This window comes from Pseudomonas sp. ZT5P21, assembly GCF_054897785.1.
In genome coordinates this window covers 890,421-902,537 of the sequence record NZ_CM142705.1, presented here as the reverse complement: position 1 = coordinate 902,537, position 12,117 = coordinate 890,421, and the positions used below count along the sequence as shown (strand labels likewise).

Below are 12,117 nucleotides of genomic sequence, written 5' to 3'. Positions count from 1 at the left end.
CTACGGACGAAGCTTTCAAGGAAGCTGACCAACTTTTCGAACTCAAAAAGTTGATGTCATTTTAATATTATAATGGAATCACTACTTCACTATTTGATGGCAAAATGGAAGCATTTTAATATTGCTGGAAGTGGAATATGATGGCACCGCTTCGCCATCGGTGGCGGACAGGAGCCCGCTTCTAAGCCATTAAATTTGGATTAGTCGGGCACGCCATAGACATACAACTACGGGATGTTTAATGCAGACGATCATTGTTCGGTACTTCGAGACCGTGATCGATCAGGCGTCGGGGAAAGCGGTTCCTAGGCAGCTTGGCAGTGAGTCCTACGAAGACATTCGTGAGGCGCTTATCCCAGGCTTACCTCCGGCAAAGGCAGGAAAGACACCGCCACCAGTCTTCCTCACTAAATGCTTCTCCACCTCCCAGTCCCATCGTTGGGAGCTGGTCTCCGTCGCGGCTACACCAGCTACCGTCACAGAGCCTGCTGTTTTTTCGATCTTCCTCGAGGCGGTTGACGTTTCCAATGAGGTGTTCCTCTATCAAACGCTGAAGAAAGACAAAAACCAGAGGCTGCAAAGGTTGCTGTGGCCTGGCACGCTGGTTGAGGTCGATTACGGCTTCGTCCAGCACTCGGGCCGCATGGATGCGAGCATGAAGACGAATAAGCGCCACTGCGACATGCTCCTCGCCGGAGAAATGTATAAGCGTCGGTTGGCTGTCGTGGTGAAGGTGGTATCGGGCAATCTGGTTCAGGTCGCTCCAGTTACTTCCGTTGTCCCGCCCGCAGGGGATAAATCGGTATTCCAGATATCCCAGGCGACGTTGGATAAGATGCCGCGCTACAAACTTGGCGGTAAATCCAGTTATGTGCTTTGCGGTAGGACAGAGTCTGTTTCCATCCAGCGATTACTACCCCCCTTGAGTTACGGCCCCCGCAACTCTCACCGTAATGTCAACTATACGGTTATGCTCTCGAGAGGTGAGGATAGGCTATTCAAGGCGGCGCTGTTACACGCGGTCGGGGTTACTAACTACGTCCCTCACAACGATTACCTACAGGAAAAGCTCAAGGCCGATCAGCTTGAGCAGGACGTGGTGCGTCTGAATCGAGAACTCGAGACATCTCGTGCTGCCCTGGAAGTGCTGACGACAGTCGAGAGCATGGCGAAACGGTGGGCATTCGAATGGGAGCTGGATTTTGACCAAGATCTCGAGATTCAGCGAGAGCTAGATGGTGCTCAAGCCTAGTGAGGCCGCTGAGTGTTTCTGTCAATCGGGTTGACAACGATATCACTTAGCCTCTAAAATCAGCCTCACATGGTCGAGCTAAGAGTGCAGGACTCCACCTCGGCGACACGGCTAATACCGTCTCCTGTGAAAGTAATATGTTCAAAGAAACCGCCCCCCAAAGGCGGTTTTTTTGTGCCCGCTGTTTCGAGAGCTTCACACTCTGGCTCTATGAAAGCTGGCCAGAGGGTGCCAGAGGGCTCAGGTAGCTGGCATGTAAAAGCAGAACGGGCATGAGCTCCAAGCTATCCCCTCGGGAGCGCAGTTCACCATGGCAGATGTCCAGCAACCAGAGGGTAGGTGTAATGATCCCCAAACGGCACATTAACCCTACTTTTTAGGCTTAATGTGCCGATTAGGGCACCTTATGCCGAGCGCTGTTTGGGATTCAAGCGGTGCTGCAGTTCTGGCAGTGGACTGGCGGTTCCAGCTGAAAGGGATGAAGATTCCGCTGCTTTGGTAGAGCGTGAGGCAGTGAATGAATAGGAAACTGTTCGAGGTGTCTAGCAGGACTCTTTGTTGAAAGCAGCCACCTTTGGAGCGCGGGGAGGCGCTGGGATTAGGCTGGGGGATAGATGTAGATAGTAGGCCTCAGGCGGCGTTTCAGTACCGCCCGGCCTCAAGGTGTTGAAATGGCCCTGTCAGCTACACCTTTGCAGAAACATACCGTTTTGAGTTGCCCCTGCCCCAATCGTCATTCCAGCAAGCCATTTTTGGTTTGCCGCGCTCATGCCATATAACGCCCTCTGAGCGGCGTCGGGATGCATTTTCATTTTCACCACCAGGCCAAGCGCCACGCTCTGCTACGAAGACCCATACACATGCGAGCTCATCCTGCTTTAGGAAAGATTCAAATAGCTCCTGGTCAATATAGGCATGCGAGCCGTCAGATGGGCTCCGACCGCTTACAAAACGAGTGTTGCCGGTGCCATCCACGTAAAGATTTGGGTCTTCGCTGTGGGGCTTCAAGTCAAGCCGATGGGCTAGCCAAGGCGCTGGCATTAGTGAGTGGGCACCTTCGGATAATGACGCATCCAGATGTGATTCCCATTGATAACGGAAGCAAGGGTACGCGATCTCGATTTCCCCCAAATCGTGAAAATATTGGGATAACCACTGCTCTTGATCCCATGTAGAGCGCCAAGGCGCCTCTTTCAGGAAACCATTGTCCGTCGAGTCACGGGTAGTCCAAGAATCAACATTGATGCTTTCTTGCTTCTGGATGTATTCGAGCAGGAGCTGCTCGTCTTCTGTCCGCACGATCACAGGCAGCAAGAAACGCCATTCCTGTTTACGCAAACCATGCTCTCGATTTGCTTTGTCATCGTAACGCTCTGATAGGGAGCGATGTTCGTGCATGACTACCCACTTCCCTTCTGAAGAGCCGCTCCTGCAGAGAAGGTCTGCCATACGTGTCGTCGGATCTTCCTCGAACGGCCATTTTCCCACCTCGTCTTCCGTGGTCTCCCGCATGCAGATCTCGAATTTTTCAATCAAGAACTCTTGGGGCGAGGCTCCACCGGTCTCATCGGTAAGCAAAATGGTAGGGTCAATGTCCCGGTGGAATCCGATGTCGAGAGGCCCCGCGTACTGACGCGAACCATGGGGGGCTCGCTCCGACATCCATTTGTTATCAGCAAGGCTGCAGAGAAGCTCATCTAGAGCCAGCCATTGGTATTTCTTACCGATGCGCTCAACTAATGGCCGATCACGACTGTAGTCATGCCTGCGGCTTCGGTCATCCGGAAACAGCTTTTTTGTCCACCCTAATACATAGGCTCGCTTGGCAATCCATCGCTGCGCCGCTTTTATATCGATATGCGGGAGTTGTCCGGGACTGCTCATTGAGAATACAAACCGCTCTTTATACTCCTTGGTATATCTGGTTTTTTCATCATCACTTAGCATTTCAAGCAGTAACTTTTCACACTCCTTGAAATCCTCGGAATTATCTGTGGGCTCTTTGTCTTTATGGCGATCCCTAATATTGCGGAAAGGATTGTAGCTGAAGCTATGCATTAGCTTGAGTAGCTGAGCTCTTACGGGGCAATGGTCAATTACTTCTTGCTCAAACAGCTCATACTTCTCTGATATAGTAAGTGGCTCGGGAGAGGTCAACGAAATTTTGAGGAATGAACTGACTCTCGGTTGTATTTCATAGCTGGCAAAATCGCCGCCCCATCCTGTGCAAGAGACTTTGATTTGAGAATCACAAGCCCGCTTAGCAATTCTATCAAGTGCTTCCTCTGTGACGGACAGGCGAATCACCTTCGAGGTGTAGGGTGGACGCGCCTTATGGATGTCGACGGTCGCGGGTAAGCAATTTTTGAATTGGGCCAACTCTATAATCCCAAGCGCCGAATCCCTTATGCCACCGTCACCACCCGCACCTTCAATTCGTCTAAATTCCGCATCAGCGGCTGGTGGTTCGCGCCGTGCAAGCTGGCAAACGAGTTCTTCGAAAGCGAGGCGTTGTCCTGAATCCTTGCCCCTAATGCGTCTGTAATCCATGGTTTGTCCGTGACGAAAGCTGGTAGTCATACTGGCAGAATGCCTAGAGTGTACCGTCTTCCGAGCAGCCAGGATTGTTCGTTGCGCTGACGCTCTCGTGAAGGCCAGCGGATTTTTCTCTCAAGGGTTGCCTAAGCTTCTGCGGTGCACAAAGCCCTTCGAATGTCGGCTGAAAAAGCGCGGGAGCGAGTGCACCAGTTCAGCTCGCGTGGCCTACGCTGATCCTTTGCCAAAGAGAGTCGTAATGCCTTTAACGACAAGTACCGTAACCAAGCCGACAAGTGCACCTACCAGGCAGTGAATGCCTAGTGTTGCGACGGTTTCCCACGCCCCTGCCCCTGCAAAGAGCGTTTCGGCAAAGCGCTGTACAGGCCCAATGCCTTCTGTAATGAACGCCCCGCCGACTAGAAACATCGCAACAGTCCCAATCCAGGACAATGCTTTCATAAGCTTCGGAGCAGCCGACAGCAGCCATCCTCCGACAGTTCTCACCACAGAACCCCATGTACCGGTAGCTTCGGACTTCTGCAGAATAAGGCCGGCATCATCCAAGCGGACGATCCCCGCAACCAAGCCGTAAACGCCCACTGTCATGACCAGCGCGATCAGTGCTAACGTCAATACCTGCTGGAGCATCGGGGCATCAGTAACAATATTCAGGGTGATAACGATGATTTCGGCACTCAGGATGAAGTCCGTTCGTACAGCCCCAGCAATCTTCCGCTTTTCATAAGCCGCGAGCTCTTCTGGTGTCTTGGGCTTCGGTTTCCTTGGCTGCCCGGTGCCATCGTCTGGACTAGCCGTGAGCTTGTCCTTGATGGCCTCAAATCCCTCGTAACAGAGATATGCGCCCCCAATCATTAGCAGCCAGTGAACCGCCGCAGGCAACAGCGCGTTCAACACCAAGGCACAGGGCACCAAGATTGCCTTGTTTCTCAGCGACCCCTTGAATACAGCCCATACCACCGGCAGCTCTCGGTCAGCTTTCATGCCGGTAACCTGCTCAGCATTCACAGCAAGGTCGTCGCTCATGACGCTAGCCGATTTCTTTGCGGCGACTTTACTCATAAGCGAGATGTCGTCTAGCAGTGTGGCGATGTCATCCAATAGTGCGAACAAGCTACTGCCAGCCATCTAAGGCTCCTTCCGGTATTTTGCTCCCGGCCACTTCAGGCATTCCGGGGCCAATGCTTTACATACGCTCTCCGTAGGCTCAGAGATGAATCCCGTCATGTGAGACGGAAAGCACCTTTACTAGACAATTGACTTACCAGCCCGTTCATACATGGATGCAGTGAATATTCACGCCCTTGACTGCGCAACGAGATGATTCACTTCATTCCCGTGTCAAGGACATTTGACCTGTAAGCCGTCAGAAACGATTTACGGGTGGGTCAACCCGAAACTGAGGTATCAACAGGTGCGATAGTAGATCTCACCTTATCTATCTCAGCCAAGATGACCGAGCTCAGCTTGTGCGGCGACGAATCAAAACTTAACAGCTTCTGCCTGGCACTTGAAATATCAAGATCGCTATTAGGAATTAACTTCTGAAGTTCGGAAGCAGCAATTCGAGAGAGACCCAACTCCAAAAACGCGCGCCCAGTATTTGTGCTAACTCCAAGCTCCAAGGCCAACGCAAAATCAAAAATTTCGGGCACCTTGTGCGTGAGACCATTATCATTGAAAATATGTATCAATATATCGTTATAAGCCTTACCCATCTGCACTAATTGAAAACGAACGACATCTTCTATGGTATCAAACGTCTTTTTGATCACCTTACTCGGATCTGCCTCAGCGATACGTTTAACCCTGTAATTAGAATCAGCCATGAGATTGAGCTTTTCTTGATTACGTTTCTTCGTGATACGAAGCTTTTCGGATCTGATCTCGTAACTCAAAATAAAGGGGTAGGGTTTACCTTCCATCCATTTCACTGCAATACGGGCAACGTAGGCCCCAAAATTTTTATCAAAACCTTTTATATACCTGAACAAGATATTAAAAATTTCTTGGTAGTGACTGAAGGCCGCTCTACCTAAATCCGAAGGGCTTTTAGGTACGACGCTGTCTAAGGTTCCATTGTTGAGGCGCTCAACGAGGTGAGCCATCAACCTGTCCAGTGCGAACAAATCTAATGTCCAGTTTCCTTCTATTACATGCTGGGGCAGCAGTAGCTCTTCAGAGGCCCTATTAGCCGCCTCTTGGATATCCCGGAATTCAAAATAATCTAGCGTCGGGGCGACCCGGATCAGATAATCCGTAACGTCGCCCTGCCGAGCTTTATTCACGAGCATGCCGGCTGATGCAGTTGCATTCCGAGAACGCTCATCCCCTGGCCTGGAATCAAGCTTCCCTTTATTTAACACCGTCAGGACATCCATAGCATTCTCAGTGACAAACTCAGAAAGTGCGGATCGAATGGTGAATTTGTAGAACGTATCCATTGGCTGCGTACTCCAGGCGTCGTAATCGATGAGGAATACGTTCCCGACTATGTCTTTAGCCATGCGCCCTGCTCGACCGGCAAAATTCCAAAGCAGGGCAGGATCCAACATTACCTTTTCTCCCCGTCCCCTGGCCGGGGTATTTATAAAAACATTACGAGCAGGAAGATTGATACCCTGAAACAGGGTTGTAGTGCACACCAGGAATTTTATGATACCAGCACGAAATGCTGCCTCAATAGCTTCACGAAGTAGGGATGGCATTTGTCCATAGTGGAAGGCGACTCCCTTCTTAACCATCCCGATCAAGTGATACTCATGGTGTATATGATCTTTAATGAACTCTACCAGCTCATTGGCTCCAGCATCTGCCACATCATCTAAACCTAGAGCAATTGAACCGGCGAGACTTGCCGCCTCGGTAGGCGTCTTTGCATAGACCAGGGATGCACCACCGCTCCCCAATTCCAATGCGACAGCGGCAAGCTTGCTTTCAACCAAGTCAAGACCGACTTTGCAGGGCATCGTGCCAATAAAAGAGTATCCATGGGCATTGAGCAGCTTGAATTCCAGCTGATTGAGGGCCGGAGTTTTAGATACCACGATGCGGTTTTGCAGCACAGGTGAGACAGTGGTGCTGACCTCTGGAATTCCAGGCATACCTAGGCTTTCCAGTGCATTCGCAAAACCTTGAGCGCCGGGTGCGAGCATCACCACGTGGGTTTTATGATCTCGGGCATAGCATTGCTCAATACAGTCCTGCAGTATCATCCCCCGGGCGCCATCAGACAAGTTTTGAGCCTCGTCAACAACCACGAATTTTATCGGAGATGAGGTTATCGAAAGAAGAACTTTAAATCGCTCTTGAGTCAGCACAAAAATTTGTCGAGGCACGTCCTCAAAAGTGGGGATATCGGTGACGCGAATAGTCACGTCACTTGCAAGACGCTCCTTTATTTTCAAATGAACTTCGGACAACAGTGCTCGCGTAGGTGCGATGTACACAAACACAAAATGTGGAAGCGCCAGCGCATCTCTACACAAGTGTTCGATTACTAGGAATGACTTTCCAGCGGACGTAGGTGCAGATATCGCTAAAGAGCGCCCCTCCTGAAGAGAGTCCCACACCTTACGCTGATAATCGGTGAGAGTAATCGCCGACCCTGCCACCTCAACAGTATTCAGCTGCTCAACAATATTCCTCTGAATCATCCCTAGCAATGTTGAAGGCTTTGTAGAGTGCCGCTTCTCCGCATAAGTCAAACTTGGAAAATTTCCGATCTCTGTCAATATCGTTGCGCACCGTTCAAGTACGCTCGATTCCTGCGAGATCAACATTGCATTAAACGCAATCGTTTGAGCCAGACTGATATGCAACTCAGAGCCAGATTGTGCAAACACTGATGCGCAATACAGCATTTTTCCTATCGCATTCTGATCGGGTATTCCATGCGGCTGCACGACCGAGCCAGGCAGCGCACTGGCGGCACCGCAAGCCTGGAGGTGACCTAGCGAACGTCTGAATTTTTCATTCTGGACAAAACGTGAGGATAGCTCCGCCGCGAAAGTGCTCATGGCGCGTCCCCCTCGATGACGGAAGGCGGAGTAAGAGGAACATCTGATTCCAAGCCTGTAAGGCCTATCGAGTCGTAAAACATCTCTCTAAGCTCGTCGACATCGGGAACCGCTATCAAATAAACCATGCATTTATTCGGATCAACTTTCTTAACACCCAGCTGATTGCTCAGATTGGTATGGTGTCTGTTGAAATCGCTGCTATAGAGTTCACCGAAATGATCCTCATGCTTGGATATTGACCCTTCATCGACTTCAAGCTTGTTCGCAAAATGCTTGACCTCTGAGTAACACACTACTCCCACAGATCGCTCACGCCTGGGGGCATTTGGATTACTGAATACATCGAGATAGTCCATCATCAAATTTTTATCAGCTGGGTCGAGCGCATCAAGATTCCCCAGGCTAGTAACCAGCCCGTACTCATGCTCATATTGCCCATCATCTTTGAGGAAGCCTGAGACAGATTCCGCGTAATCAGCTGTGCCGCTGGCGGCAGTACCTGCAAGCTTCGACTCTAGGAAAAATACATTTAATTCACCGTTGATCACCGAGGCGTGGATACCATCAAGGCCGTAGACCGGCATGTTATTGCTGGTCTTCAAGGCCATCTTGGCGATCAGCTGGGACGCCTGTAGATGGTGAACGGCGACGCAGTAAGCCAGCACCTCCCCCACTTCGCTAGCCCTGGAGGGGTGAGCCTTTCGAAACTCGATGAATGCATTCCTTACAGCCCGACTAAGCTCTTGTGCAGCTGAAACATCTCCGTTTTCTGCAGAAGCTATCCGGGCCTGGTACGCATCTCGGCGCCGCCGGCTCAACGCATAGTTCGCTGCTTGGTTACCAAGGAAATCTGCAAACGCCCTGATACTGGGAATATCTTCTTTGAATCGGACATGCAGTAGCGCGACTCGTGGAGCCTTATATGGAGGTACGGTAGCTATGTCCACCGTACACTTCACGAAACGATCCAGAGGTGATTTATCCAACAGCTTCTGGATGACACTACTGAGCGACGGCGCACTATCTGCAGATGATGACACTGATCCGATCCCTGGTTTGGCCTACGACATAGGCTGACACTGTTCACTACGCTTGCGCGAACACAGAAATAGATCATGACTCGAAAAGCGCCAAATGGCCATCACCCTAAAGAATCGCGCCGCCCCCCCCCCCAACCATGGCACATGGCTTTAAATGTGTGTCGTTTTGATTATCAGGGCACACGGCGGGGCCAGCATCTAGCACAAGCATTCTTCTCTACCTGATCAAGATCAAGTGCAGGAGCAGGAGCAGGAGCAGGAGCAGGAGCAGGAGCAGGAGCAGGAGCAGGAGCAGGAGCAGGAGCAGGAGCAGGAGCAGATCAAAGCCTAAGGGCTTTGACACCAAAGAGGGGTGTGTCTAGAAAATCACGGCCGAATAAATCGTGTCGCGTACCAGTGTCGGCGACGCTTCGTTGCTCATCATGATCGCCAGGATCACCACTTCCACCAGCACGGCGGCGAGGGTCAGGATCATCGTGCCGTAGGGGTCGCCGACTTTTTCCGCCAGCAGTTCGGCGTGATGGGCGACGCGCATGGACGCGGCGACGATGAAAGCGATCAGCACAAGGCCGGCGGTCAGGGCGATGGGCTGGCCGCTGTGGAGCATCCCGTGTTCCATCGGGTAAGCGATGAAGGCAGCGATCAGGGCCAGCAGCAGAAACTTTTCTTGCTTGAGAAGTGTGAGCATTGCAGGCCTATTTGCCGAATGAAGCGAAATCAGTGTGGTGAGCTACTGACTCCAGGGCGGCGCTAACGTTTCGTTACACCTTAGCGCACCAGTGGCATGCAGCCTGGCAAGGCAAATGCACTTTTATCGGTCTTACGGGCCTCTTCGCGAGCAAGCCCGCTCCCACAGGATTTGCGCAGGTCATGTGGGAGCGGGCTTGCTCCGGGCGGCGTTCCGACGAAGGCCTCACCACGGTTCCGGATTATTTGTTGTCCTGTTGGTCAGCAATTTGCATTACCCCTCCAACCTCAAAACAAAATGGAGTTGGAATTCATGCATAAACGTCCGTTGAAGAAGCTGCTGTGCGCCGTCGTCGCGGCCATCGGTCTGAGCGCCAGCCTGACCGCCAGTGCCAACGCCCCGCTGAAAGTCGGCTTCGTCTACATCGGCCCGATCGGCGACCACGGCTGGACGTATCAGCATGAACAAGGACGCAAAGCGCTGGCCGAAAAATTCGGCGATCAGCTCACGACCAACTACGTGGAGAACGTCGCCGAAGGTGCTGACGCCGAGCGGGTGATCCGCAACATGGCCAAGGACAAGTACGACCTGATCTTCACCACGTCCTTCGGCTATATGAACCCCACCCTGAAAGTTGCGAAGCAATTTCCCAAAGTGACCTTCGAACACGCCACCGGCTACAAGCAGGACAAGAACCTCGGCACCTATCTGGCGCGTACGTATGAAGGTCGCTATGTCGGCGGCTTCCTCGCGGCGAAGATGACCAGGACGAAGAAGATCGGCTATGTCGCCTCGTTCCCGATCCCGGAAGTGATCCGCGATATCAACGCCATCCAATTGGCCCTGAACAAGTACAACCCCGGTACCGAGATAAAAGTCGTTTGGGTCAATTCCTGGTTTGATCCGGGCAAGGAAGCCGATGCCGCCAACGCGCTGATCGACCAAGGCGTTGACGTGGTGTTCCAGCACACCGACAGCCCGGCGCCGATTCAGGCCGCCGAGCGTCGCGGCGTCTATGCCGTCGGCTACGCTTCGGACATGAAGCACTTCGGGCCGAAAGCGGTGTTGACTTCAATCGTCAACGATTGGGCACCGCACTACATTCAGGCGACCCAAAGTGTGATCGACCACGCGTGGAAGTCGCAGGACTACTGGGGCGGTTTGAAGGAAGGCACGGTTGAACTGCCGATCAGCGATCTGGTGCCCGCGCCGGTGAAAGCCGAGGCCGAGCAGATCATTGCGGACATCAAGAGCGGTGCGCTGCATCCGTTCACCGGGCCGATCAAGGATCAGGCGGGTATCGAGAAAATCCCGGCGGGCGCAACAGCGAGCAACGGGGAGTTGGCCTCGATGAATTACTACGTTGAAGGAATGAAGGCCGATATTCCGAAGTAGATCATTCCAGAAAAAACCACTGCACCTGTGGGAGCGAGCTTGCTCGCGATGAGGCCCTGACATTCAGCATCGATGTTGACTGTCAGTCAGCAATCGCGAGCAAGCTCGCTCCCACATTAGATTTTCAGCGTTCTTGAGGACTGCGGATGAACAGCCTTCCGATCATCGACATCGCCCCGCTCTACACTGAAGACCAGACCGCCTGGCAATCAGTCGCCACGCAAATCGACCGCGCCTGCCGCGATTGGGGCTTTTTCTACATCAAAGGTCATCCGATTTCGACCGAGCGCATCAGCGCCGTGCTCGACCACGCCCAGCGTTTCTTCGCCCTGCCCGCCGCGGAAAAACTCAAGATCGACATCACCCAGACCCGACACCATCGCGGCTACGGCGCCATTGCCACCGAACAACTGGACCCAAGCAAACCCGGCGATCTCAAAGAAACCTTCGACATGGGCCTGCACCTGCCGGCCGATCACCCTGAAGTGCTCGCGGAAAAGCCGTTGCGTGGCCCCAACCGTCATCCGTCAATGCCTGGCTGGGAAACGCTGATGGAGCAGCACTATGGCGGCATGCAGGCTCTCGCCCAAACCCTGTTGCGCGCGATGACGATGGCGTTGAACATCGAGCGCGACTTCTTCGACAAGCGCTTCAAAGACCCGGTCAGCGTGCTGCGAATGATCCACTACCCGCCGCGCCATACCGCCAGTTCAGAAGAGCAACAAGGTGCCGGTGCTCACACCGATTACGGTTGCATCACGTTGTTGTATCAAGACTCCGCTGGCGGTTTGCAAGTACGCAATGTGCAAGGCGGATGGATTGAGGCGCCGCCGATCGAAGGCACTTTCGTGGTTAACCTCGGCGACATGATGGCGCGCTGGAGCAACGATCGTTACCGGTCGACGCCGCACCGGGTGATCAGCCCGCTGGGTGTCGATCGATACTCGATGCCGTTCTTCGCCGAGCCGCATCCCGACACGCGCATCGAATGCCTGCCTGGTTGCCAGGATGCATTACACCCGGCGAAATACCCGGCCACCACCTGCGCCGAGTTCCTGCTTTCGCGCTTTGCCGATACGTATGCATATCGGCGAGAGCAGGAAGCGATTAGTTGAACCGCTTGGTCAGGTTTTACCAATTGTTGCAGCGAGCATCTGTAGAATG

General features: G+C 52.8%; 7 protein-coding genes and 1 pseudogene. 3 read left to right on the top strand and 5 right to left on the bottom strand.

The annotated features are described in order from the left end of the window. Nucleotides 1–241: 241 nt before the first annotated feature. A complete protein-coding gene (locus ACYZT9_RS04090; RefSeq protein WP_462008683.1) occupies nt 242–1,252 on the top strand; it encodes a hypothetical protein in 1,011 nt (336 codons plus the stop codon). A 684-nt stretch (nt 1,253–1,936) separates the two neighbouring features. Here the strand turns inward: ACYZT9_RS04090 and ACYZT9_RS04085 are convergent. The 5 genes and pseudogenes from ACYZT9_RS04085 to ACYZT9_RS04065 all read right to left on the bottom strand — a co-directional run. Further along, nucleotides 1,937–3,802, bottom strand: coding sequence for a hypothetical protein (locus tag ACYZT9_RS04085; protein ID WP_462008682.1), 1,866 nt, complete (start codon nt 3,800–3,802; stop codon nt 1,937–1,939). 213 nt (nt 3,803–4,015) lie between these two features. After that, complete coding sequence (locus tag ACYZT9_RS04080; RefSeq protein ID WP_462008681.1) at nt 4,016–4,936, bottom strand: DUF808 domain-containing protein; 921 nt, start codon at nt 4,934–4,936, stop codon at nt 4,016–4,018. Between the two features lie 260 nt (nt 4,937–5,196). Further along, nucleotides 5,197–7,827: a DEAD/DEAH box helicase gene (locus ACYZT9_RS04075; RefSeq protein ID WP_462008680.1), complete on the bottom strand. Its 2,631-nt coding sequence runs from the start codon at nt 7,825–7,827 to the stop codon at nt 5,197–5,199. Then, nucleotides 7,824–8,870: a HamA C-terminal domain-containing protein gene (locus tag ACYZT9_RS04070; protein ID WP_462008679.1), complete on the bottom strand. Its 1,047-nt coding sequence runs from the start codon at nt 8,868–8,870 to the stop codon at nt 7,824–7,826. Before ACYZT9_RS04070 ends, ACYZT9_RS04075 begins: the two co-directional genes overlap by 4 nt. 364 nt (nt 8,871–9,234) lie before the next feature. After that, a pseudogene (locus tag ACYZT9_RS04065) lies at nt 9,235–9,558 on the bottom strand (calcium:proton antiporter); the annotation flags it as partial. A gap of 312 nt (nt 9,559–9,870) precedes the next feature. Between ACYZT9_RS04065 and ACYZT9_RS04060 the strand changes: the two are divergent. Together ACYZT9_RS04060 and ACYZT9_RS04055 are read left to right on the top strand one after the other, a co-directional pair. Beyond that, nucleotides 9,871–10,953 carry a BMP family ABC transporter substrate-binding protein gene (locus tag ACYZT9_RS04060; protein ID WP_462008678.1) on the top strand — a complete coding sequence of 361 codons (1,083 nt, stop codon included), beginning with the start codon at nt 9,871–9,873 and terminating at the stop codon, nt 10,951–10,953. A 146-nt stretch (nt 10,954–11,099) separates the two neighbouring features. Next, nucleotides 11,100–12,068, top strand: coding sequence for an isopenicillin N synthase family dioxygenase (locus ACYZT9_RS04055; protein WP_462008677.1), 969 nt, complete (start codon nt 11,100–11,102; stop codon nt 12,066–12,068). The last annotated feature ends 49 nt before the right edge of the window (nt 12,069–12,117 follow it).